This is a genomic window from Neorhizobium sp. USDA 3394 (genome assembly GCF_056280385.1).
This window is the reverse complement of sequence record NZ_JBWCDU010000001.1, coordinates 3765001-3787760: the sequence shown is the minus strand read 5'-3', so window position 1 is coordinate 3787760 and position 22760 is coordinate 3765001. Positions and strand designations below refer to the sequence as shown.

Sequence of the window (22760 nt, the reverse complement as noted above, 5' to 3'; positions counted from 1 at the left end):
ATTTAAGTCAATAGCCGGCGATCGACAGTCTACAATTTGCGCAGTTCGACCGTTTCCACCAAGTGATTGCGGCCCTTGCGCAGGATCAGGTCCGCCCTCGGGCGGGTGGGCACGATGTTCTGCCGCAGGTTCTTGAGGTTGATGTTTTCCCACAGCCCCTCGGCGACGGCGCGGGCTGCATCCGCGTCAATCGCCGCGTATTTCTTGAAGAAGGAGGTCGGATCGCGGAAGGCGGTCTGGCGCAGCTTCATGAAGCGCTGGACGTACCAGTTGTGGATCTGCTCTTCATCGGCATCGATATAGATCGAGAAGTCGAAGAAATCCGAAACGATCGGCACGATCTTGCCGTCGGCCGGCAGCGCTCGAGACTGGAGGACGTTGATGCCCTCGAAGATCAGGATGTCCGGCCGGTCGACCAGCGTGTATTCGTCCGGGAGGACATCATAGGTGAGATGCGAATAGCGCGGAGCCTTGACGTTCGGCTCGCCGGCCTTGATCGCCGACAGGAACCGCAGGATGGTGCCGATGTCGTAGCTTTCCGGAAAACCCTTGCGCTCCATCAGGTTTTCACGCTGGAGAACCGCATTCGGATAGAGGAAACCGTCGGTGGTGATGAGATCCACTTTCGGGCTCGACGGCCAGCGGGCGAGCAGTTCCTTCAGGATACGTGCGGTGGTCGATTTGCCAACCGCCACGGAACCGGCAATGCCGATGATGAAGGGCGTTTTGGTGATGTCGGAAAGGCTGAGGAACCGGTTGCGCTGCTTGAAGAGCCGCTGCGAGGCCTCGACATGCGTCGACAGCAGTCGCGACAGCGAGAGATAGATGCGCCTGACTTCGTCGAGATCGATCGGGTCGTCCAGCGAACGCAGCCTCTGCACCTCGTCTGCGGTGAGCGTCAGCGGCGTGTCTGCGCGGAACTTCGCCCATTCCTCCGCACTGAAGCGGTGATAGGGCGAATAATATTCCGCATTCGGGCCGGTTTCGGGGTCAGGCGTCTCGGCGGGCTGGGAAGCAATGCTCATGATGTCGGCCGGCTTGCCTTTTCTTGAAGGCCGGACTGGCCGGTCCTTCTCTGGAGTTCGTCGAGCACATCCTGCAACGGCACCGCTGCAATATTCAAGACGACTAAAAGATGATAGAGGAGATCGGCGCTCTCGGTGGTCAGATTCTTGCGGTCCTGCTGAATGGCGGCGATGACCGTTTCGACCGCCTCTTCGCCGAGCTTCTTTGCGGCCTTCTCCTGGCCGGCGGCGAAAAGCTTCGCCGTCCAGGATTCCTCCGGTGAAGCCTTGGCCCGCTCGGCAACGATCCGTTCAAGGTCGATCAGGGAAAATTCACTCATAACACTCTTCCCGATGGCTCAATCGAGCCGCATGGCAATGCCGTGCTCAGCCATATAATGCTTTGCCTGGCCGACCGTATAGGTCCCGAAGTGGAAAATCGATGCGGCCAGCACTGCCGTCGCATGGCCCTGTTTGATGCCGGCGACCATGTCGTCCAGGTTTCCGACGCCACCCGACGCGATAACCGGGGCGCGGACGCTGTCGGCGATCATCCGCGTCAGCTCCAGGTCGTAGCCGCTCTTGGTGCCGTCCCGGTCCATGGAGGTGACGAGCAGTTCGCCGGCGCCGCGCTCGACCATCTTGACGGCGAACTCGACGGCATCGATGCCGGTCGCGTTGCGGCCGCCATGCGTGTAGATCTCCCAGGCACTCAGATTGTCGCCACCGACGGCTTGGGCACGCCGCCGCTTGGCGTCGATCGACACGACGATGCACTGGTTGCCGAACTTGTCGGCGGCCTCAGCCACGAAATCCGGATTGGCGACCGCCGCCGAGTTGATCGCGACCTTGTCGGCACCCGCAAGCAGCAGCTTGCGGATATCGGCTACGGCGCGCACGCCGCCGCCGACGGTGAGCGGCATGAAGCAGTGTTCGGCGGTGCGGGCGACGACGTCGAAGATCGTATCGCGATTGTCGGAAGAGGCGGTGATGTCGAGAAAGCAGAGCTCGTCGGCACCGGCGGCGTCATAGGCCTTGGCCGCCTCGACAGGATCGCCGGCATCGATGAGATCGACGAAGTTGACGCCCTTGACGACGCGGCCGTCTTTCACGTCCAGGCAGGGGATGACACGGGCTTTGAGGGTCATGCGGCACGTCCTTGTCTGGAGCGGATCAGGTCCAGCGCCTGTTTGGGATCGATGCGGCCGTCATAGAGCGCACGGCCGGAAATCGCGCCTTCGAGTCGGGCCGCATCCGGCTCCAGCATGCGGCTGATATCGTCGAGCGAGGCAAGCCCGCCGGACGCGATGACCGGGATGGAGACGGCATTGGCGAGTTCCAGCGTGGACGCCCAGTTGATGCCGGCGAGAATGCCGTCGCGGTCGATATCGGTATAGATGATCGCCGAAACGCCCGCGCCCTCGAATTTTTTCGCCAGTTCGATGACGCCGAGCTCCGACGCTTCCGCCCAGCCTTCGACGGCGACCTTGCCGCCCTTGGCGTCGATGCCGACCGCGACCTTGCCGGGAAACTGCTTGCAGGCCTCGATCACCAGCGCCGGATCGCGCACCGCGACCGTGCCGAGGATGACGCGGGTAAGCCCGCGCGCCAGCCAGTTTTCGATATGGTCGAGTGTGCGGATGCCGCCGCCGAGCTGCACGGGGTTCTTGGTGGCTTTCAGGATCGCATCGACGGCCGCGCCATTGACGCTTTCACCCGCGAAGGCGCCGTTCAGATCGACGACATGCAGCCACTCGAAGCCCTGGTCCTCGAAGGTTTTGGCCTGGGCAGCCGGGTCGGGATTGTAGACGGTAGCCTGGTCCATGTCGCCGAGCTTGAGGCGCACGCACTGACCGTCCTTCAGGTCGATTGCAGGAAAGAGGATCATGTCTTCGGTCCTTGATAGTTCGCGCGAGCTCAGGGCTTCCAGCGCAGGAAATTGGAGATGAGGGCAAGACCCAATGTCTGGCTTTTCTCAGGATGAAACTGAGATCCGGCCACGTTGTCGCGGCCGACGAACGCCGTCATCGACCCGCCGTATTCGGTGGTTGCGATCACGTCGCTGCGGTGCTTTGCAGCCAGATGGTAGGAATGCACGAAATAGGCGTGCAGGCCGTCCGGCCCGGTCGGAATGCCCTCGAACAGCGGGTGGGGGTGGTGAATATCGAGCGTGTTCCAGCCGATCTGCGGGATCTTGAGGCTGGGATCGCTCGGCGTCATCTCGACGACGTCGCCCTCGATCCAGCCGAATCCCGACGTGGTGGTCTTTTCCAGCCCGCGCGACGACATCAGCTGCATGCCGACGCAGATGCCGAGGAAAGGGCGGCCCTTATGTTCGACCACGTCGAGGATGGCTTCGCGCATGCCCGGCACCGCGGCGAGGCCGGCGCTACAGTCCGCATAGGCGCCGACGCCCGGCAGCACGATACGGTCGGCGGTGGCGACGGCCTCTGCTTTATCGGTGAGGTCGATGATCGCTTCGATGCCGGCTTCGCGCGCGGCTCGCTCAAAAGCCTTGGTCGCGGAACGCAGGTTGCCGGACCCGTAGTCGATGATTGCGACGCGCATCAGCGTCCTCCATGTTCGAAAAGGCCCATGTGAGGGGCCTGCCATCCGGCGGCGGGCGGTTTTGCCTGTTTCGCCCACTCGGCCGAGACCGGCATTGGTTGTTGTTCCGGCTGCGGCAGGCGGGAGAAATAGATCTCCTCCGCCGTACGCAGATTCTGGGCGGCGATCACCGTTTCCAGTGTCCAGCCGCGACGGATCAGTGCTTCGGAGCGATAATGTCGGCCTTCGAGGGCCGTGAGCAGGCTGGTGGCGAAACCAAGCAGCAGGCCGGCGGTCCAGAAGCCGGGGACCTGCATCAGGATGCCGCTGCCGATCTGGGCAAGCAGAATGACGATGCCGGCGATCCACAGCCCATGCCAGAAAAGCCAGATCCAGGGAAACAACAGCGCAAGCCAGGAAAACCCGTCCCGCAGGACGAGGGTCGACTGGTGATCCCTGTCGGATCCGCTTCGCGGGTCATTGGGCGGTGTCAGAACGAGGTAGCTTCTCAAGGATCGTCTCCTCAAGCAGTCAGACCAGCATTCCCTTCGTGGAGGGAACGCGATTGGCCTGCCGCGGGTCGATTTCAATGGCGGCGCGAAGTGTCCGCGCCACGGCTTTGAAGCAGGTCTCGGCGATATGATGGTTGTTGGCGCCGTAATGGTTCAGCACGTGCAGCGTAATTCCGGCGTTCTGGGCAAGCGCCTGGAAAAATTCCCGCACCAGTTCCGTGTCGAACGTGCCGATCTTCGGCGCGCTGAATGCGACGTTCCAGACCAGGAACGGACGGCCAGACACGTCGATGGCCGCCTTGGTCATCGTCTCGTCCATGGCAAGGTCGAGCGAGGCATAGCGGGTGATGCCGCGGCGGTCGCCGAGCGCCTTGGAGATCGCCTGGCCGATCGCGATGCCGGTATCTTCGACCGTGTGATGGTCGTCGATATGCAGGTCGCCGGTGACGTCGATGTCCATGTCGATCAGCGAATGCCGCGAGAGCTGGTCCAGCATATGGTCGAAGAAGCCGACGCCCGTGGAAATCTTCGCCGCGCCGGTGCCGTCGAGATTGACGGAAACGGAAACGGAAGTTTCGTTGGTCTTGCGGACGATGTTGCCCACGCGTGCGGTTGTCGTCTCACCCATCTGGGTCTGCTCCATGCGATCGATCAGCGCTCCTTATCAGGCACGACATCAAATATCCAGCAAAAGCAGGGGTGTCGCTGCGGTATCGCGTCATGAGATTGCATTCGCCCTGGACCGACTTACATAAATGCTCAACGGGGCCGAAATGCCCATAAACGAAAGCCCGGAAGACGGGCGAACAGGTGCTTTATGACAACGATTATTACAGTGAGAAAGGGCGGCAAGGTCATCATGGCAGGCGACGGCCAGGTGAGCCTCGGCCAGACCGTGATGAAGGGCAATGCCCGCAAGGTGCGGCGCATCGGCAAGGGCGAAGTGATCGCCGGTTTCGCTGGTGCCACCGCCGACGCGTTCACGCTGCTCGACCGACTTGAAAAAAAGCTCGAGCAATATCCCGGCCAGCTGATGCGCGCCGCCGTCGAGCTCGCCAAGGACTGGCGTACCGACAAATACCTGCGCAATCTCGAAGCGATGATGCTGGTCGCCGACAAGTCGACCACGCTGGCGATCACCGGCAATGGCGACGTGCTCGAACCGGAACACGGAACCATCGCGATCGGCTCCGGCGGCAACTATGCCTATGCCGCCGCCCGCGCGATGATGGATACGGACAAGTCGGCCGAAGAGATCGCCCGCAAGGCACTCGATATCGCCGCCGATATCTGCGTCTATACCAACCACAACCTGGTCATCGAGACGCTGGACGCCGATGGCTGAAGGCGCGCCTCGCTACTCGTTTCGTGATGTCACCCGTGAGGATTTTCCTCTCTTGGCGACGTGGCTCGCCGAGCCGCATATCGCGAAATGGTGGGGCGGGGTCGACGAGGAACTGGCGAGCATCGAATATTCGATGACGAGCGTCGAGACCCGGCCGATGATCGCGGAACTGGACGGCAGGCCGATCGCCTATCTCCAGTACTACGATCCGCATCTCGAAGAGGATCATCCCTATCAGGATCAGCCGAAGGGCACGCTTGGCATCGACATCTCGATCGGCAATGCTGAGCTTGTCGGCATCGGCCATGGCAGCGCGATCATCCGCCAGCTGACCTCTGAACTTTTCGAGAACGGCGCGAAAAGGATCGTCATCGATCCGGATCCGGAGAACGCCCAGGCGATCCGCGCCTATGAAAAGGCCGGCTTCCGCTACGTCGACACCAGGACATCCATTTACGGTCCGGCCCATTTCATGGCGCTGGACGCACCAGAAGAAACGGATTTGACATGAGTAACTTTTCACCCCGGGAAATCGTCTCCGAGCTGGATCGGCACATCATCGGCCAGCACGACGCCAAGCGCGCGGTGGCGATTGCGCTGCGCAATCGCTGGCGCCGCCATCAGCTCGACGAGAGCCTGCGCGACGAAGTGATGCCGAAGAACATTTTGATGATCGGCCCGACCGGCGTCGGCAAGACGGAAATCTCCCGACGCCTCGCCAAGCTCGCCGGCGCGCCCTTCATCAAGGTCGAAGCGACCAAGTTCACCGAAGTCGGTTATGTCGGCCGCGATGTCGAGCAGATCATCCGCGATCTCGTCGAGATCGGCATCGGCCTCGTGCGCGACAAGATGCGCGCCGACGTGCAGGCCAAGGCCCATATGAGCGCCGAGGAAAGGGTGCTCGATGCCTTGGTGGGCCCCACGGCCTCGCCTGCCACCCGCGACAGCTTCCGCAAGAAATTGCGAAACGGCGAGATGGATGACAAGGAAATCGATATCGAAGTGGCCGACAGCGGTTCCGGCATGCCCGGCTTCGAGATTCCCGGCATGCCGGGCGCCAATATCGGCGTGCTGAACCTGTCGGAAATGTTCGGCAAGGCCATGGGCGGCCGCACCAAGAAGGTTCGCACCACCGTCAAGAAATCCTATGGCGAGCTGATCCGCGACGAATCCGACAAGCTGATCGACAACGAGGTCATCCAGCGTGAAGCCGTTCGCTCGGTCGAAAACGACGGCATCGTCTTCCTGGACGAGATCGACAAGATCGCCGCTCGCGACGGCGGCATGGGCGCCGGCGTGTCCCGCGAAGGCGTGCAGCGCGACCTGCTGCCGCTGGTCGAAGGTACCACGGTGTCGACCAAATACGGGCCGGTGAAGACCGACCACATCCTGTTCATCGCCTCGGGCGCCTTCCACGTCTCCAAGCCCTCTGACCTTCTGCCGGAACTCCAGGGCCGCCTGCCGATCCGGGTCGAGCTGAGGCCGCTCACCAAGGAGGATTTCCGCCGCATCCTTACGGAAACCGAGGCGAGCCTCATCCGCCAGTACAAGGCGCTGATGGAAACGGAAGAACTGACGCTCGACTTCACCGAGGACGCGATCGACGCGCTCGCAGACGTCGCTGTGCACCTCAACTCCTCGGTCGAGAATATCGGCGCCCGCCGGCTGCAGACGGTGATGGAACGGGTGCTCGACGAGATCTCGTTCAACGCCCCGGACCAGGGCGGTACGACGGTGATGATCGATGCGGAATACGTCAAGAAGCATGTCGGCGATCTTGCCGCCGACACCGATCTGTCGCGCTACATTCTCTGAGCGGCAATCGTGGCAGCCGGGCAACGTCCGGCTGCTCATTTGCCGGCGCTGACGGGATTTTGAACGCCCGCGTCTCGACACGGTCCTTACGCCTCGCGTAAGGGAAGCGCGTTTTCATGGAAATATCCGGCGCTTGAGTGAGTCGGTTTGGAATGGCTTTCAGCATCCCGTGCCGGAGAACGGCATAGTCGAAGTCCTGGGACACGCAAAAATCTTGAAACGCATCCTTCTGGCCCTGATCCTTGTCGTCGCGACGTCCGCGGCCTCTTCCGCGTTCGCAGGCGGCCTCACGATGGTTCCCGAAGGAAATCGTCACGCGGAACAGCCGAAGATCCCGGGCGCCTCGGTGCGTCGGACCCGTGCCGGGCGCACGACCTTCGATGACAAATACGAGAAGATCCGCGACCTTTTGGCCTCCGACAAGAAGCTGATCGCCAAGGTCAGGTCGACGGCGGCCGATTACGGCATCGATCCGATCCACATGCTCGGCGCGATCGTCGGTGAGCATACCTACAATGTCGATGCGTACGACCGGCTGCAGACCTATTACGTCAAGGCGGCCGCCTATGCCGGCAACAGTTTTCGTTTCGGTTACGGTGACGAGGGCATCCAGCAGTTCCTCGACCGGCCGGAATTCAGCAAATGCGGCGACGTCGCTGATTCCTACAAGCTCTGGACCTGCCGCGAAGGCGTCTGGGAAAAGAGCTTTCGCGGCCGTTCGGTCGGCGGCACCTCGTTTCCCGACAACCGCTTCAGTGCGGTCTTCTTCCAGCCGTTCTATGCGGGCCAGACTTTTGGCCTCGGCCAGGTCAACCCGCTGACGGCGCTGATGCTGTCTGACATGGTGGCCAGAACCTCCGGTTATCCGAAGCTCGACGAGAACAAGGCTGCTGCGGTTTATGACGCGATCATGGATCCGGACAAGTCGCTCGCCTATATGGCAGCCAGCATCCGCCGCTCGATCGACGACTACAAGTCGATCGCCGGCATGGACATTTCCCGCAATCCCGGCATTACCGCGACGCTCTATAATACCGGCGGTTCGGCGCAGCGCGCCGCGGCCCTGGCTGCTCGCGGCGGCCTGCCGGAAGAGAATTATTACGGCTGGCTGGTCAACGACAAGCTCGCCGAGTTGAAATCCCTCCTCTGACGGCTGATATACCCTCCATAGGAAACTCCTGAGGAGGGCTGTCCATGGACATCCGCCCCGAACCCTTCGTTCCGCCGGCACCTCCGCATCGGGATCGGTTGCTGAACCCGATCGAGGTCATCTGGACTGCGCTGCGCAATCCTCTGGAGCTGTGGGGAAAGGTCTCCTACACGCTGCCCTGGTTTGAGACGAAGTTCTTCAAGGAACGGACGCTGATCGTCAACCATCCCGGGCTTATCCGGCATATCCTGGTGGATAATGTCGGCAATTACGAGATGTCGGAAATCCGCCAACTCGTCCTTCGCCCGATCCTCCGGGACGGCCTGCTGACCGCGGAAGGCGAGGTCTGGAAACGCTGCCGCAAGGCGATGGCGCCGGTTTTCACGCCAAGGCATTCCCGCGGTTTCGCCGGCCAGATGCTGAGCCAGACCGAGGAGTTCTCGAGGAAATATGCCGAGGCCGGCGCCGAGGGCTCGGTCCGTGATATTTCGGTCGATATGACCGAACTGACCTATGCCATCCTTGCCGAAACCCTGTTTTCCGGGGAGATCGCCGGCAACAAGGCGACCGTTGCCGACGATGTCGACCAGCTTCTGCATCGCATGGGCCGGATCGACCCGATGGACATGCTGCGCGCGCCGCCCTGGGTGCCACGCGTCACGCGAATCGGCGGCAGGCGGATCCTCGACAAGTTCCGGCGTGTGGTTGCCGAAACCATGCTCATGCGGCAGGAGCGGATGCGCGAACATCCCGACAATGTGCCGCAGGATTTCCTGACGCTGCTGCTGCAGCTTGCCGGCCCGGACGGGCTGACCATGGGCGAGATCGAGGACAATATCCTCACCTTCATCGGCGCGGGGCACGAAACGACGGCCCGGGCGCTTGCCTGGACGCTCTATTGCGTCGCGGAGTCGCCGCCGGTGCGGCAGGCCATGGAAGAAGAGATCGACCGTGTTCTGGCGACCGGCGCCGATCCGGTCGAATGGCTGGATCTGATGCCATGGGTTCGGGCGGCGTTCGAGGAAGCATTGCGGCTCTATCCGCCGGCGCCCTCGATCAACCGCGAAGCGATCAGCGACGACAGCTGGACGAGCCCGGAAGGCAAGACGGTCAGGATCGACGCCGGGGTGACGGTGCTGGTCATGCCCTGGACGCTGCACCGCCACGAACTGTATTGGGAAAAGCCGCGCGCCTTCATGCCGGAACGTTTTCTGCCCGAAAATCGCGGCAAGCTGAACCGGTTCCAGTATCTGCCTTTCGGTGCGGGGCCGCGCACCTGCATTGGCGCCACCTTCGCCCTGCAGGAAGCGGTGATCGCGCTTGCGGTGCTGATGCGGGACTATCGGTTCGACGTTACGCCCGAAACCAAGGTCTGGCCGGTCCAGAAGCTGACCACCCAGCCGCGCGATGGTCTGCTGATGCGGGTCAGTCCGCGACATGAGAGGTCTTCGCTGGTGAATTGATCTTGGCGGCCTATGCGCTATTGATCCATGGACCGATCTTCAGGATTTTCGCGTGGCTTCATCCCTTCCTTCCGGCCCCCTCCTTCTCGGGATTGATACCGGCGGCACCTATACGGATGCGGTGCTGTTCCGCGAGGGCGAAGGCGTTATCGCCAAGGCTAAATCGCTGACGACGCGGCATGACCTGGCGGTTGGCATTGCCGGCGCCGTCGATGCGGTGCTGGAGAAAAGTGCTGCCTCCGCCTCGGCAATCGGCCTCGTTTCGCTGTCGACCACGCTCGCCACCAATGCGCTGGTCGAAGGGCAGGGCGGTCGGGCCGCCTTGATCATGGTCGGCTTCACAGAGGAGGATCTCACCCGTGGCGGACTTGCCGAGGCGCTGGGAAGCGATCCGGTGATCTTCCTGCCTGGCGGCCATGACGTGCACGGCAACGAGACGCCGCTGGATATGACTGCGCTCGAAGCGGCCATGCCGGCGCTGGCGGGCACAGTCTCGTCCTTTGCGGTTGCCGGCTATTTCGCCGTCCGGAATCCGGCTCATGAAATCCGGCTGAGGGACCGTATTCGTGCGCTTTCGCATCTGCCCGTCACCTGCAGCCACGAGCTTTCGTCGAAACTCGGCGGTCCTCGCCGTGCGTTGACCACGCTGCTCAATGCGCGGCTGGTGTCGATCATCGACCGGTTGGTCGGGTCCTGCGAGGGCTTTCTGGCCGCGCGCGGCATCGCGGCGCCGATGATGGTGGTGCGCGGCGATGGCGCACTGATTTCGGCCGCAGAAGCCCGGTTGCGGCCGATCGAAACGATCCTCTCCGGCCCCGCCGCAAGCCTTGTCGGGGCGCATTTCCTGACCGGGCTCGATCAGGCGGTCGTCTCCGACATCGGCGGCACGACGACGGATGTCGCGGTCCTCGATGGCGGGCGGCCGAAGCTGGCGGAAGAGGGCGCGGTGGTCGGCGGTCATCGCACCATGGTGGAGGCGGTAGCGCTGCGCACCTATGGGCTTGGCGGCGATTCCGAGGTTCATATCGACGACCGCGGCCTCGAAGCGCGGCTCACGCTCGGCCCGCGCCGGCTTCTGCCGCTGAGCCTCGCCGCGATGGCGCATGGCGAGATCCTCCTGTCGACGCTGGAAAAGCAACTGCGCGCCAGCCATGCCGGACGGCACGACGGGCGCTTTGCGGTCCGAACCGGCGTTCCGGATGTGATGGCCCAGGGGCTGCAGCCGCCGGAACAGGCGCTTCTTGTCCGCATCGGCGCTGCGCCGATCCCGCTCAACGATCTCCTGACCATGAATTCGCAAAGAGCGGTTCTCGACCGGCTGGTTGCGAGAGGGCTGGTGCATCTTTGCGGCATCACCCCTTCGGATGCGCTCCACGTGCTCGGCCGCCAGAGCCAATGGCACGGAGAGGCAGCGCGGCTGGGTCTGGAACTTGCCGCCCGGCGCAAGGACGGTGCGGGACGCGAGATCGCCGCCTCGCCGGAAGAGCTTGCGGAAAAGATCGTCAGCCGGCTGACCCGTCAGTCCTCCGAGGCCGTGCTCACCGCCTGTCTCGCCGAAGACGGCGCCGAAGCCATCGATCCCGCGGTTTCGCTCGCAGTCGACCGGGCTCTGAAACGGGTTCCCGGCATCGCCCGGTTTTCCGTATCACTCGATCGTCCGCTGATCGGGCTCGGGGCCTCGGCACCGGTCTATTATCCGGCGGTCGCGGATATGCTGGGTGCGCAGTCGGTCATTCCGCCTGACGCCGATGTGGCGAATGCTATCGGCGCCGTCGTCGGCCAGGTCCGCGCCAGCGTCACCGTCGTCGTTACCTCCCCGGAAGAAGGCCGCTTCATCCTCTCCGGCGCAGGCGAGCGGCTCTCGGTCATCGGTGAAATGCAAGCGGTGGCGACGGCCCGCGAGCGCGCCATCGCTGCGGCCCTGGCACAGGCGAATGCGGACGGCGCCAAGGATGCGGTCGTGACGGTTGCGGAAGAGTTGGATGCGCCGGAAATCGAGGGCTCGCGAAAGCTGGTCGAGGCGCGGATCACTGCCGTTGCAGTCGGCAGGCCGAGGATAGCCGGTTTCTGAGCGCCCCTGTGCACGTCTGTTGTGGACCGCCACTGAAAGCCTTATTCAACAAGGCGTAAGTGAGCCGGTATTTATTCCAGCTGGGAACAAATCGCAGTGATTACCAATCTTGCCGATCTGGAAATCTTCGTCAAAGTCGCAGCCAGCGGAAATATGTCGGCGGCGGCGAAGAGCCTCGGCATTTCCCCGGCGGTGGTCTCGAAGCGCATCAAGCGGCTGGAGGAACAACTGGGGACGCGCCTCCTCCAGCGCACGACCCGCCAGATCGGAATGACCGACGCGGGAAAAGGGTTTTACGACAGGATTGCCAATGTCCTGACGGGGATCGAGGATGCCGAGCAGTTCGTCTCGGGCCGGTCGACCGAGATCGCCGGCAATCTGCGCATCTCGGCGCCGACCTCGTTCGGGCGAATGCACATAGCGCCTCATCTGCCGACATTCATGCAGGCAAACCCGCATCTCTCCATCGACCTGATCCTGTCGGACGAGTTCACGGATATCATCGCCCAGGGTTTCGACGTGGCGATCCGCATCTCCGAGCTGAAGGATTCGAGCCTTGTCGCCCGCAAGCTCGTTCAGGTCCGGCGCATCCTCTGCGCGTCTCCAACCTATATCGAGCGGCATGGCGCCCCGACAAGCATAGAGGAACTGGCCAACCACCACTGCCTGACGGCGCACAATGGCGAACCCTGGCGGCTCGAAGGTCCCAAGGGCCCGCTTGTCTATCGACCGGCGGGTATGCTGAACACCAATTCGAGCGAGGTCATCCGCGAAGCGGTCATCGCCGGGCTCGGAATCGCACTGAGATCTACCTGGGATATCGGCAACGAGCTCAGGGACGGACGGCTGGTGATTGTGATGCCTGGCTACGAAGGATCGAAGAACGTTTCGGTCTCGGCGGTCTACCCCAGCCGGCAGCATCTTCCATCAAAAGTCCGGGCATTCATCGAATACCTGGCGGAACTTTATGGGCCGGTTCCCTATTGGGAGCGGCATTCTCCGGATGCGGGCCGGAAGTAGATTATTTCCGATTTGGCATAAGTCATTCAATATTTGTGCAATTGCAATTTCCCTCGCTACCAAAGAGACTTGCGCGCGACTGGAAAAATTCGGAGGAACCGATGGCCCGTATCGAAAAAAATGGTCTCGCAATCGACGAGAAGCTCTACGACTTCCTGGTGAAGGAAGCGCTGCCGGCGACCGGTGTCGATGCCGAACGGTTCTTCTCCGAGTTCTCGAAGATCGTCCACGACTTGGCGCCGAAGAACCGCGAGCTTCTTGCCAAGCGCGACGCCTTCCAGGCCAAGCTCGACGATTGGTACCGCAAGAACGGCGCGCCTAGCGATCTGGCCACTTACGAAGCCTTCCTGCGCGACATCGGTTACCTGCTGCCGGAAGGGCCGGATTTCACGGTCTCAACCGACAGGGTCGATCCGGAAATCGCCGAGATCGCCGGGCCGCAGCTCGTCGTCCCGGTTATGAATGCCCGCTATGCGCTGAACGCCGCCAATGCCCGCTGGGGTTCGCTCTACGATGCGCTCTATGGCACCGACGCCATTCCCGAGACCGACGGCGCCGAAAAGGGCAAGGGCTACAATCCGGTCCGCGGCGCCAAGGTTATCGCCTGGGCGCGTGACTTCCTCGATCAGTCCGTGCCGCTGTCCGGCGCGAGCTGGACCGACGTCACCTCGTTTGTGGTCACCAGCGGCAAGCTGACGGCCGCAGCCCAGGACGGAAAGACGGTCGAGCTCGCCGATCCAGCCCAGTTTGCCGGCTATCTCGGCGAATCGGCGCAGCCGACGCATCTTCTGCTCAGGAAAAACGGCCTGCATATCGAGATCCGGATCGACGCCACGACGGCGACCGGCAAGGACGATCCGGCCAGGATTTCGGATGTCTGGCTGGAATCGGCGATCACCGCGATCATGGACTGCGAGGATTCGATCGCCGCTGTCGATGCCGAGGACAAGGTCGTCGTCTACCGCAACTGGCTCGGCCTGATGAACGGCGACCTCCAGGAAGAGGTAGCCAAGGGCGGCAAGTCCTTCATCCGCAAGCTCAACCCCGACACAAACTTCAAGGCGCCTGCCGGCGGCGATGTTACGGTCAAGCGCCGCTCGCTGATGCTGATCCGCAATGTCGGCCACCTGATGACCAATCCGGCGGTGTTGGACAGTGATGGCAGGGAAGTTCCGGAAGGCATCATGGATGCGATGGTGACGGCGCTGATCGCGATCCACGATATCGGCCCCAATGGTCGCCGCCAGAATTCCCGCGTTGGTTCCATGTATGTGGTGAAACCGAAGATGCACGGGCCGGAAGAGGTCGCCTTCGCCTGCGAGATTTTTGCCCGTGTCGAACAGGCGCTCGGTCTTCCCACCAATTCCATGAAAATGGGCATCATGGACGAGGAGCGCCGCACCACGATCAACCTCAAGGCCTGCATCCGCGAGGCGCGCGAGCGTGTCGTGTTCATCAATACCGGCTTCCTCGACCGCACCGGCGACGAGATCCACACGTCCATGGAAGCCGGCCCGATGATCCGCAAGGGCGACATGAAACAGGCGGCGTGGATCGCGGCCTACGAGAACTGGAACGTCGATATCGGCCTCGAATGCGGCCTGTCCGGCCACGCGCAGATCGGCAAGGGCATGTGGGCCATGCCGGACATGATGGCGGCGATGCTGGAGCAGAAGATCGCCCATCCGAAGGCTGGCGCCAACACCGCCTGGGTTCCGTCGCCGACAGCCGCGACGTTGCATGCGACGCACTATCACAAGGTCGATGTTGCCGCCGTCCAGGACGGTCTCAAGAGCCGTACCCGCGCAAAACTGTCGGATATCCTCTCCGTGCCGGTGGCCGTGCGGCCGAACTGGACGCCGGAGGAAATCCAGCGCGAACTCGACAACAATGCGCAGGGTATTCTCGGCTACGTCGTCCGCTGGATCGACCAGGGTGTCGGCTGCTCCAAGGTGCCGGACATCAACAATGTCGGCCTGATGGAAGACCGGGCGACGCTGCGCATTTCCGCCCAGCACATGGCGAACTGGCTCTATCACAAGCTGGTCACGGAAGAGCAGATCGTCGAGACGATGAAGCGCATGGCGGGCGTCGTCGACGGCCAGAATGCCGGCGACCCGCTCTATATGCCGATGGCCAGGGATTTCGATGGGTCCGTCGCTTTCCAGGCGGCACTCGATCTGGTGCTCAAGGGCCTCGAGCAGCCGAACGGTTATACCGAACCGGTCTTGCATCGCCGCCGTCTGGAACTGAAGGCCAAGCTCGCCGGCTGACCGGCGAGCAGAGGATCAGGCAAAGAAAAGGCCGCCGGAGAGTTCTCCAGGCGGCCTTTCGTATTCTCGTCGAATTTCGCGATTACTGGATCACGACGACCTTGGTTTCGCGGCCCGGACGGACGCGGCTGTAGAGGTCGATGACGTCCTGGTTGATCAGGCGGATGCAGCCCGACGAAGCGGCGGTGCCGATCGAGTTCCATTCCGGCGTGCCGTGCAGACGGAAGAGCGTATCCTGGCCCTTCTCGTTGAAGAGGTACATGGCGCGCGCGCCGAGCGGGTTGCTGAGACCCGGGCCCATGCCGTCTTCGACGTATTTTGCAACGTCCGGACGACGGCCTGCCATTTCCTTCGGCGGGTGCCAGGTCGGCCATTCCTGCTTCCAGGCGACATAGGCGGTGCCCGACCAGGCAAAACCCTGCTTGCCGACGCCGATGCCGTAGCGCATCGCCTTGCCGTTCGGCATGATGTAATAGAGATGGCGTTCACGCGTGTTGACGACGATCGTGCCCGGCTTTTCGCTGGTCTGATAGCTGACGATCTGGCGGACATACTGTTTGTCCACCTTGTTGATCGGGATTGCCGGAAGGGTATAACCGGCATCCCTCACCGATCCGTAGGAGTCGGTGAAGATCTGATCGGTGTAGGTGGTCGTGGCCAGCTGGGTGCCGCCGCCGGGAACCGTGGAGGCGCAACCGGCCAAGGCAGCAGTTGCCAACAAGCCGAGTGCGAGCATGCTAGTGCGTAAGCGCATGGAGATCTCTTGGATAAACGAATCGATTTAGACGGGCCTCTGGCCCATCTTTGATGACGGGTTATTTTCGATTAAACTACGCTTGGCAAGCGCTGCAGCGCATCAAAACAGAGCCGGCGCATGATTGAAAAAAGCCATGGCGTTTTTGCAACATCATGGAAGCGGTTTTTCGGGATTCTATGACTATACTCAACCTTGCCAGTAATAATCCATTAATAGATGGCCGACAGTCGGCTCGCGCCATGCTGGTGCGCAAGGGTGTCCAGATCCTGCTGCACGACATGCGGCATGCGATATTGCCGGAACTCGTGCTGTCGAGCGGAAGACGCGCCGATCTGGTGACCATCTCGGAAAAGGGCGAGATCTGGATCGTCGAGATCAAGACGTCGGTCGAGGATTTTCGCATCGACCGCAAATGGCCGGAATACCGGTACTTCTGCGACCGCCTGTTTTTCGCGACGCACAAGGACGTGCCGCTCGACATCTTCCCGGAGGATTGCGGCCTCTTCCTCTCGGACGGCTATGGCGGGCATCTGCTGCGGGATGCGCCGGAGCACAGGCTGCCGCCCGCGACCCGCAAGGCGATGATGCTGAACTTCTCGCGCGCAGCCGCCCAGCGCCTGATGCTGGCGGAATGGGCGACCGGCAAGACGTTCGACGAGATGTGACTATTTCGGGGCGCGCTTGGCGAGGATGCGCTGCAGCGTGCGGCGATGCATGTTGAGCCGGCGGGCGGTCTCGGACACGTTGCGTTCGCACATCTCGTAGACCCGCTGGATATGTTCCCAGCGCACCCGATCCGCAGACATCGGGTTTTCCGGCACGTCCGCCCGCTCGCCCGGCCGCTGCGTCAGTGCACCAAAGATGTCGTCGGCATCGGCGGGCTTGGCGAGATAATCGAGCGCCCCGAGCTTTACCGCGGTCACGGCCGTTGCGATATTGCCGTAACCAGTCAGCACGATCACCTTGGTGTCCTCGCGGCTTTGACGGATCGCTTCAATCACATCCAGCCCGTTGCCGTCGCCGAGGCGCAAATCCACCACCGCATATTTCGGCGGGCGAGCCTTCGTCTTGGCGATACCTTCCGCGACGGACTCCGCCGTGTCGACCAGGAAACCGCGGGTCTCCATGGCGCGGGCCAGCCGGCGCAGGAACGGTCCGTCGTCATCGACGATCAGCAGCGAAGGGTCAGGCCCGAGTTCTGGGTCGGCATGAGCCTTGGTCGGTTCCGGGTGTGTTTCCATCTCTTTTTCTCCGCGGGTTTTAAAAGGCCCGCTTGCCTTTTCATGATGATCGGCCGGTCGGCCGGCTTATTTCAAGTCCTGCGCGTCCATCACCGAGCGCGGCCATTCGATATGAATGCGGGCACCCGGTTCGCCGTTGTCGCGGTTGCCGAAGCGGATCGTGGCGCCGGACCGTTCCAGCAGCGTCTTGGCGATGAAGAGGCCGAGACCCAGCCCGCCCGCCCGTTCGTCTTCCCGGGGTCTCTTTGTCATATAGGGTTCGCCAATCCGCGAAAGAATATCCGGCGCATAACCCTGGCCATCATCCTCGATGGTGATCGCCACCCGATCGGCGTCGTGCTCGACCGTGACGGTCACCTTGCTCCTGGCATAATCGACGGCATTTTCGATCAGGTTGCCGAGCCCGTATATGATGGCGGCATTGCGGTTGCCGACCGGCTCGCTGGCGCGCTCGTTCTTCTCCACAAGCTCGATCTCGATGCCGAATTGCCGATGCGGCGCCACCACCTCCTCGACCAGGGAGGAAAGAGGCAGCCGGCGCATATGTTCCTCGCTCTCGGCCGAGAGAGAGGTGAGCCGGCGAAGAATGTCGCGGCAGCGCTCGCTCTGGCTTCTGAGAAGAAGAACGTCCTCGCGGAACCGGTCGTCGGGCCCGAGCTCGCGTTCCATCTCCTTGGCGACGACGCTGATCGTTGCGAGCGGCGTGCCGAGCTCATGGGCGGCGGCCGCCGCCAGCCCGTCGAGCTGCGAAAGATGCTTTTCCCGCTCAAGGACCAGTTCGGTTGCCGCAAGCGCATCGGCAAGCAGCGTCGCTTCGTGGCTGACGCGATAGGCATAAAAGGCCGCGAACATCATCATCGAGGCGATCGAACACCAGACGCCGAGCTGCATGACCGGCTGGATCCGCAGCGGCTCGCCCTCATACCAGGGAACCGGATAGGGTGAAAAGGCAAGCACGGTGGTGCAGATGAGCGCAAAGACGATCAGGACCAGCGAATGGCGCAGTGGCTGAGAAGCGAAGGCGATGATCACCGGCACGCAGATCAGCGGCGCAAAGGGATTGGCGAGCCCGCCGGTGATGAACAGCAGCGCCGCCATCTGCAACAGGTCGAAACCGAGCAGCGCCAGCGCCGATTTCGGCCCGAGCCGGTGGGTCGGCGGAAACCAGGCCGACAGGGTGAGGTTTGCGACCGCGAGCGCGCCGACCAGGATGCCCGCCTCCTGCAGAGGCAGCGGAAACTGCAGCAGCAGCCCGACGATGACCACGGTGATCGTCTGGCCCGCGACCGCAAGCCAGCGCAGCCGCACCAGCGTCTGGAGCCGGATCCGCCGGCTCGAAGGGCCGAACTGCGCAAAACGCACTGAAGGACTGTCTACGCTCACCGCCTGCTCTTTACCTTGCATTATATAAGTGACCCGAGGCCGCCTTCATAAACCGGCTCGACTTCAGGTCGCAGGCGGCATTCTGTCACGTCCCGCGCGGTTTGGCACGCGTCGTCGGGGCCGCCTCGGCCGGGTCTTCCGGCCAGGGATGTTTGGGATAACGGCCGCGCATCTCCGCCCGCACATCCTTCCAGGAACCGGCCCAGAAGCCGGGCAGGTCCCGCGTCGTCTGGATCGGCCGGTGCGCCGGCGAGTTCAGTTCGAGAAGCAGCGGCAGTTTTCCGCCGGCAATCGCCGGATGTTTCTTCAGCCCGAACAGTTCCTGCACCCGGATCGCCAGGACCGGCTCCTCGCCATCGTAACGGATCGGATGCCGCTCCCCGGTCGGCGCTTCGAAATGGGTCGGCGCCAACCTGTTGAGATCCTGGGAGACCTCATGCGGGATGAGCGAACGCAGCCCTTCCGAAAGACTGCCGGGATTGATGGAAGCGAGGCCGGACGCATTGCCCTGGAACGGCACGAACCAGTCGTCGAGCCGCGCAAGCAGCGCCTCGTCGCTCATATCCGGCCAGGGCTCGCCGATCGACCGGTTGAGGAAACCGATCCGGTCGCGAAGCTGCGCGCCTTCCTTGGAGAACGGCAGGACCTGAAGCCCCAGTTCCCGCACGCCCTCCGCAAGCGCCTGTGCGGCTCGTTCGCCGCTCGGCCTTGGCAGCGGCCTTTCCTCGAAAATGATCGCGCCGAGCCGTGTCACCTTGCGGGCGCGCACCTGCCGGCTGGCCCGGTCGAAGAAACATTCGTCGCTCTCACGGATCGCCCCGGAAAGCTCGGCTTCGACATCCGCCCGGCTGATTTCCGCTGCCGTCAGAATGCGCGCCTGCGCCGTCCGGCCGGTCAGGTCGGCGATGACCAGCATCTGCGATGCCGCCAGCCGCTCCGTTTCCTGTAGTTCCGCGCCGCGTCCGTTCGCCATCACGAAACGCCCGCGCCCGCCGCGTTGGAGCGCGATCCGGTCGGGATAGGCATGCAGGAGAAGCCTGCCGGCCAGAACCGTTTCATTCGACTGCGATCGCTTCGGCAGGTTCGAAGCGATCCGGTCTGCCAGTTTCCGCGCCGCATCGGCCCTGTCGCCGCGCTCGTTGCGGAACCGCCGCAGCCGTTCGTCGAGATCGATGTCGCTGCCGCCGAGCCCCTGTTCGGTCAGGAGCACCGCAAGCAGGCTTGCCTGCCTGCCGAAACCTTCCTCCGCCGCCGAGATCGCCATGGCCGAGAGTCGCGGCGGAAGCGCCAGCTCGCGCATCAGCCGGCCCTTTTCCGTCAGCCCGCCCTGAGGATCGAGCGCACCGAGCTGGGTCAGCAGCACCTTTGCCTCGTTGAAGGCCGGTCCGGGAGGCGGATCGAGAAAGGCAAGCCCCTTCGGATCCTGGACGCCCCAATGGGCCAGATCGAGAACCAGGCCGGAGAGGTCGCTCGCCAGAATCTGCGGCGGCGTGAAAGCCTGCAGCGCTGCCGTCTGCCCCGGATGCCAGAGGCGCATCGCAATGCCCGGTTCGGTACGGCCGGCGCGGCCCGCCCGCTGGTCGGCCGAGGCGCGGGAAACACGCACCGTCTCCAGCCGGGTGATCCCGGTCGAGGGCTCGAACACCGGCAGGCGCTGCAACCCGCTGTCGATGACGATCCGGACCCCGTCAATGGTGATCGAGGTTTCGGCGATCGACGTCGCCAGCACGATCTTGCGCTGCCCGGCGGGCGCCGGCCGGATCGCCAGATCCTGCTCCTTCTGGGAAAGATTGCCGTAAAGCGGCACCACCACGGTCTCCGGCCCGAACCGCCCCGCAAGCCGCTCGGCAGTGCGCAGGATTTCCGCCTGGCCCGGCAGGAAAGCGAGGATCGAACCCGTGTCGTTCGAATGCGCCTCGACGATCGCCCGCGTCATCGCGTCTTCGATCCGCTCGTTCGGCGCCCGGTCGCCATGCTGGATATCGATCGGAAACGTCCGGCCTTCGCTCTTGATGACCGGCGGCTCGCCGAGCAGTCCCGCGACGCGCTCGACATCCAATGTCGCCGACATGACGAGGATCCTCACGTCGTCGCGTAGCGCCGATTGCACATCGAGCGCCAGCGCCAGACCGAAATCCGCATCGAGCGACCGCTCATGGAATTCGTCGAAAAGGACCGCCGAGACGCCGTCAAGCTCCGGGTCGTCAAGAATCATCCGCGCGAAAACGCCCTCGGTCACCACCTCGATCCGGGTCTTCGCCGAGATCCTGTTGTCGAGCCGCATCCGGTAACCGACCCTCTCGCCCACCTGTTCGCCGAGCAGCGATGCCATGCGGGATGCAGCTGCGCGCGCCGCCAGCCGCCGCGGTTCGAGCAGGATGATCTTTCCGGTGCACCAGGCCTGGTCGAGCAGCGCCAGCGGCACGAGCGTCGTCTTGCCGGCGCCCGGCGGTGCGGAAAGCACGGCACGCGTACCCTGGGCGAGCGCTTGCATGATATCGCCGAGAACCTCGGTGACGGGAAGCTTTGGCAAGGTCTTGGTGATCGGACCTGCCTCATGCGCTGCGGTCATCAGCGCAAAACCTGTCCGCTGACATGGCGATAGGCAAGGATCGCCCCGGCAAGATCCTCGAGTGCCGCGCCCACAGACTTGAAGAGCGTGATCTCGTCATCGCCCGTACGGCCTGGGTGTCGTCCATGGGTAAGGTCGGCAAGTTCCGCCTTGATACCGTCTTTCGTCAGCACGCCGCTCTGCAGCGGCAGAACGATATCGCCGCCCTCCTTCATCGCCCCCGCACGCGTATCGACGAAAACGGATGAACGCCGCACCGCCTCGTCGTCGCTCTCGCGCATGCTCGGCTTGAAGGCGCCGACGAGGTCCAGATGCGCGCCCGGCTTCAGCCACTCGCCGCGGATCAGCGGCTCGCTCGACAGTGTCGCGCAGGAAATGATGTCCGCCTGTTCGGCAGCAGCGGGGAGATCCGTGATGGCGACCGCATCGAGCCCGAGCTCCCTTGCCTCATGCGCAGTCTCTTCGGCCTTCTCTATATTACGTCCCCAAATGCGGAAATGTTTGAGCGGTCGCACGAGCGCATGCGCCTGCATGAGATTGAGCGAAAGCCGGCCGGTTCCGACCATCAGCATGGTTTGCGCATCTTCGCGTGCCAGATATCGGGCGGCGAGTGCCGAGGTCGCAGCGGTGCGTCGCGCGGTCAGCTCGCCGCCCTCGATGATCGCCAGCATCTCGCCGGTCTTGCCCGACGAAAGAAGGTAGCTGCCGAAGATGGTGGAGAGGGACCGGAGATGGTTGTCCGGAAACAGGTTGAGGATCTTGACGCCGATATGGTCGCCCGGCACCCAGGCGGGCATCAGGAGCATGACCGCATTTGCTTCACCCGGCACCTCCATCTCATGATGGTGGCGCACCGGCATGACGCACTCGCTTTTGAACATCGTTTCGATCGCCGCGATAAGTTCTATAAAGGGTAGCGCGTCCCGGGTCTGCGCTTCATTCAATACCAGCATGTCATACTCCAGCCGCCAGAAACTGCTTTCACCCTAACAATGGGAAATCGCCGCGTAAAATCGCTTTTTATGGGCCGCGAAGCTGCTCTTTCCTTAATCGGTGCTTATTTTCTGGCCTGAAATCGACTGTTTTGGGCAGGCTGCGAGAAAAATGACAGTTTTTTGAAAATCCCTGTTGACTTGTCGGAGTGGTGGGATCTATAACCCGCTCACTGAACGAGGGCGGCGGCGCTGCTGGCGACGACGACTTTCGTTCTACAGAAATCACTGATTGATTGGCGCATGCTGGTTGGGACCGAGTTTCGGTTTGGTCTCTTGGGGTGTTGCTGTTCGGGAAGTTTTGACGGTTTGGCCCTTGGGTTTTGAAGCGTCTGTTATTTGACAATTGAAGATGAGAAGAAAGAGAAACGTGGTCGGCGGTTTTCGCGGGTGGGGCTTTAGGGCCTTGCTCATTGGAAGACAAATGACGGTCACGTTTTGAACAAGAGAACACCTGATCGTGGGCGCAGTGATGCGGACATGATTATGTGAGTTCTCGTCGATTCAGAACAAGAGTGATTAGTCGGATTGGATTCTCAACTTGAGAGTTTGATCCTGGCTCAGAACGAACGCTGGCGGCAGGCTTAACACATGCAAGTCGAGCGCCCCGCAAGG

At 62.7% G+C, this 22760-nt stretch carries 21 protein-coding genes and 1 rRNA gene (1 of these 22 running past the window's edge); 10 read left to right on the top strand and 12 right to left on the bottom strand.

Annotation, left to right across the window (positions count from 1 at the left end):
* Positions 1–29: 29 nt before the first annotated feature.
* Genes coaA through hisB form a run of 7 tightly spaced genes read right to left on the bottom strand, consistent with a single transcriptional unit; the run spans position 30 to position 4691 of the window.
* Positions 30–1025, bottom strand: coding sequence for a type I pantothenate kinase (gene coaA, locus ACZ9EJ_RS18740; RefSeq protein ID WP_046641953.1), 996 nt, complete (start codon positions 1023–1025; stop codon positions 30–32).
* The gene (locus ACZ9EJ_RS18735) at positions 1022–1345 is read right to left on the bottom strand and encodes a phosphoribosyl-ATP diphosphatase (protein WP_046641954.1); all 324 of its coding nucleotides are present in this window, start codon (positions 1343–1345) and stop codon (positions 1022–1024) included. The genes coaA and ACZ9EJ_RS18735 overlap by 4 nt, the downstream gene beginning before the upstream one ends.
* 18 nt (positions 1346–1363) lie before the next feature.
* Positions 1364–2152, bottom strand: a complete 789-nt coding sequence (hisF, locus tag ACZ9EJ_RS18730; protein ID WP_046641955.1) for an imidazole glycerol phosphate synthase subunit HisF — start codon at positions 2150–2152, stop codon at positions 1364–1366.
* On the bottom strand, positions 2149–2892 hold the full coding sequence (gene hisA / locus ACZ9EJ_RS18725) for a 1-(5-phosphoribosyl)-5-[(5-phosphoribosylamino)methylideneamino]imidazole-4-carboxamide isomerase (protein WP_046635545.1): 744 nt from the start codon (positions 2890–2892) through the stop codon (positions 2149–2151). The genes hisF and hisA overlap by 4 nt, the downstream gene beginning before the upstream one ends.
* Positions 2893–2921: 29 nt before the next feature.
* Positions 2922–3572 (bottom strand): imidazole glycerol phosphate synthase subunit HisH, encoded by a 651-nt coding sequence (gene hisH / locus ACZ9EJ_RS18720; protein WP_046641956.1) that lies wholly within the window; start codon positions 3570–3572, stop codon positions 2922–2924.
* On the bottom strand, positions 3572–4063 hold the full coding sequence (locus tag ACZ9EJ_RS18715; protein WP_052764688.1) for a DUF2628 domain-containing protein: 492 nt from the start codon (positions 4061–4063) through the stop codon (positions 3572–3574). Before ACZ9EJ_RS18715 ends, hisH begins: the two co-directional genes overlap by 1 nt.
* A gap of 19 nt (positions 4064–4082) precedes the next feature.
* Positions 4083–4691 carry an imidazoleglycerol-phosphate dehydratase HisB gene (hisB, locus tag ACZ9EJ_RS18710; protein WP_046635601.1) on the bottom strand — a complete coding sequence of 203 codons (609 nt, stop codon included), beginning with the start codon at positions 4689–4691 and terminating at the stop codon, positions 4083–4085.
* A 189-nt stretch (positions 4692–4880) separates the two neighbouring features.
* Between hisB and hslV the strand changes: the two genes are divergently transcribed.
* The 8 genes from hslV (at position 4881) to ACZ9EJ_RS18670 (ending at position 15200) form a co-directional block, all read left to right on the top strand.
* Positions 4881–5408, top strand: coding sequence for an ATP-dependent protease subunit HslV (gene hslV, locus ACZ9EJ_RS18705; protein WP_007751667.1), 528 nt, complete (start codon positions 4881–4883; stop codon positions 5406–5408).
* On the top strand, positions 5401–5919 hold the full coding sequence (locus ACZ9EJ_RS18700) for a GNAT family N-acetyltransferase (RefSeq protein WP_046641957.1): 519 nt from the start codon (positions 5401–5403) through the stop codon (positions 5917–5919). Before hslV ends, ACZ9EJ_RS18700 begins: the two co-directional genes overlap by 8 nt.
* The gene (gene hslU / locus ACZ9EJ_RS18695) at positions 5916–7223 is read left to right on the top strand and encodes an ATP-dependent protease ATPase subunit HslU (protein ID WP_046635530.1); all 1308 of its coding nucleotides are present in this window, start codon (positions 5916–5918) and stop codon (positions 7221–7223) included. Before ACZ9EJ_RS18700 ends, hslU begins: the two co-directional genes overlap by 4 nt.
* Before the next feature lie 214 nt (positions 7224–7437).
* A complete protein-coding gene (locus ACZ9EJ_RS18690) occupies positions 7438–8373 on the top strand; it encodes a DUF1402 family protein (protein ID WP_046641958.1) in 936 nt (311 codons plus the stop codon).
* 44 nt (positions 8374–8417) lie between these two features.
* On the top strand, positions 8418–9836 hold the full coding sequence (locus ACZ9EJ_RS18685; RefSeq protein ID WP_046641959.1) for a cytochrome P450: 1419 nt from the start codon (positions 8418–8420) through the stop codon (positions 9834–9836).
* Positions 9837–9888: 52 nt separating this feature from the next.
* Complete coding sequence (locus ACZ9EJ_RS18680) at positions 9889–11907, top strand: hydantoinase/oxoprolinase N-terminal domain-containing protein (RefSeq protein ID WP_046641960.1); 2019 nt, start codon at positions 9889–9891, stop codon at positions 11905–11907.
* 99 nt (positions 11908–12006) lie between these two features.
* Entirely contained in the window at positions 12007–12927 is a 921-nt protein-coding gene (locus ACZ9EJ_RS18675) for a LysR family transcriptional regulator (RefSeq protein ID WP_046641970.1), read from the top strand.
* A 101-nt stretch (positions 12928–13028) separates the two neighbouring features.
* Complete coding sequence (locus ACZ9EJ_RS18670) at positions 13029–15200, top strand: malate synthase G (RefSeq protein WP_046641961.1); 2172 nt, start codon at positions 13029–13031, stop codon at positions 15198–15200.
* 82 nt (positions 15201–15282) lie between these two features.
* Here the strand turns inward: ACZ9EJ_RS18670 and ACZ9EJ_RS18665 are convergent, their stop codons facing one another.
* Positions 15283–15954, bottom strand: coding sequence for a L,D-transpeptidase (locus ACZ9EJ_RS18665; RefSeq protein WP_046635520.1), 672 nt, complete (start codon positions 15952–15954; stop codon positions 15283–15285).
* Positions 15955–16133: 179 nt separating this feature from the next.
* Here ACZ9EJ_RS18665 and ACZ9EJ_RS18660 point away from each other — a divergent pair, with 179 nt between their 5' ends.
* Positions 16134–16622 (top strand): MmcB family DNA repair protein, encoded by a 489-nt coding sequence (locus ACZ9EJ_RS18660; protein ID WP_046635597.1) that lies wholly within the window; start codon positions 16134–16136, stop codon positions 16620–16622.
* Here ACZ9EJ_RS18660 and ACZ9EJ_RS18655 read toward each other — a convergent pair whose 3' ends face one another.
* From ACZ9EJ_RS18655 to lhpI, 4 genes are all read right to left on the bottom strand, one after another.
* Positions 16623–17198 (bottom strand): ActR/PrrA/RegA family redox response regulator transcription factor, encoded by a 576-nt coding sequence (locus tag ACZ9EJ_RS18655; protein ID WP_046607960.1) that lies wholly within the window; start codon positions 17196–17198, stop codon positions 16623–16625.
* A gap of 66 nt (positions 17199–17264) precedes the next feature.
* Positions 17265–18602 carry an ActS/PrrB/RegB family redox-sensitive histidine kinase gene (locus ACZ9EJ_RS18650; RefSeq protein WP_080955832.1) on the bottom strand — a complete coding sequence of 446 codons (1338 nt, stop codon included), beginning with the start codon at positions 18600–18602 and terminating at the stop codon, positions 17265–17267.
* Positions 18603–18666: 64 nt separating this feature from the next.
* The gene (gene hrpB / locus ACZ9EJ_RS18645; RefSeq protein ID WP_046641963.1) at positions 18667–21153 is read right to left on the bottom strand and encodes an ATP-dependent helicase HrpB; all 2487 of its coding nucleotides are present in this window, start codon (positions 21151–21153) and stop codon (positions 18667–18669) included.
* Positions 21153–22106 carry a bifunctional Delta(1)-pyrroline-2-carboxylate/Delta(1)-piperideine-2-carboxylate reductase gene (gene lhpI, locus ACZ9EJ_RS18640; protein ID WP_046641964.1) on the bottom strand — a complete coding sequence of 318 codons (954 nt, stop codon included), beginning with the start codon at positions 22104–22106 and terminating at the stop codon, positions 21153–21155. Before lhpI ends, hrpB begins: the two co-directional genes overlap by 1 nt.
* Before the next feature lie 576 nt (positions 22107–22682).
* Between lhpI and ACZ9EJ_RS18635 the strand changes: the two genes are divergently transcribed.
* Positions 22683–22760 (top strand): 16S ribosomal RNA (locus ACZ9EJ_RS18635); it runs 1403 nt beyond the window's last position.

Bases quoted from the DNA above. Each gene is read 5' to 3' on its own strand.
- coaA (WP_046641953.1), bottom strand. From the start codon at position 1,025: ATGAGCATTGCTTCCCAGCCCGCCGAGACGCCTGACCCCGAAACCGGC.
- ACZ9EJ_RS18735 (WP_046641954.1), bottom strand. From the start codon at position 1,345: ATGAGTGAATTTTCCCTGATCGACCTTGAACGGATCGTTGCCGAGCGG.
- hisF (WP_046641955.1), bottom strand. From the start codon at position 2,152: ATGACCCTCAAAGCCCGTGTCATCCCCTGCCTGGACGTGAAAGACGGC.
- hisA (WP_046635545.1), bottom strand. From the start codon at position 2,892: ATGATCCTCTTTCCTGCAATCGACCTGAAGGACGGTCAGTGCGTGCGC.
- hisH (WP_046641956.1), bottom strand. From the start codon at position 3,572: ATGCGCGTCGCAATCATCGACTACGGGTCCGGCAACCTGCGTTCCGCG.
- hisB (WP_046635601.1), bottom strand. From the start codon at position 4,691: ATGGGTGAGACGACAACCGCACGCGTGGGCAACATCGTCCGCAAGACC.
- hslV (WP_007751667.1), top strand. From the start codon at position 4,881: ATGACAACGATTATTACAGTGAGAAAGGGCGGCAAGGTCATCATGGCA.
- ACZ9EJ_RS18700 (WP_046641957.1), top strand. From the start codon at position 5,401: ATGGCTGAAGGCGCGCCTCGCTACTCGTTTCGTGATGTCACCCGTGAG.
- hslU (WP_046635530.1), top strand. From the start codon at position 5,916: ATGAGTAACTTTTCACCCCGGGAAATCGTCTCCGAGCTGGATCGGCAC.
- ACZ9EJ_RS18685 (WP_046641959.1), top strand. From the start codon at position 8,418: ATGGACATCCGCCCCGAACCCTTCGTTCCGCCGGCACCTCCGCATCGG.
- ACZ9EJ_RS18670 (WP_046641961.1), top strand. From the start codon at position 13,029: ATGGCCCGTATCGAAAAAAATGGTCTCGCAATCGACGAGAAGCTCTAC.
- ACZ9EJ_RS18665 (WP_046635520.1), bottom strand. From the start codon at position 15,954: ATGCGCTTACGCACTAGCATGCTCGCACTCGGCTTGTTGGCAACTGCT.
- ACZ9EJ_RS18660 (WP_046635597.1), top strand. From the start codon at position 16,134: ATGACTATACTCAACCTTGCCAGTAATAATCCATTAATAGATGGCCGA.
- ACZ9EJ_RS18655 (WP_046607960.1), bottom strand. From the start codon at position 17,198: ATGGAAACACACCCGGAACCGACCAAGGCTCATGCCGACCCAGAACTC.
- ACZ9EJ_RS18650 (WP_080955832.1), bottom strand. From the start codon at position 18,602: ATGCAAGGTAAAGAGCAGGCGGTGAGCGTAGACAGTCCTTCAGTGCGT.
- hrpB (WP_046641963.1), bottom strand. From the start codon at position 21,153: ATGACCGCAGCGCATGAGGCAGGTCCGATCACCAAGACCTTGCCAAAG.
- lhpI (WP_046641964.1), bottom strand. From the start codon at position 22,106: ATGCTGGTATTGAATGAAGCGCAGACCCGGGACGCGCTACCCTTTATA.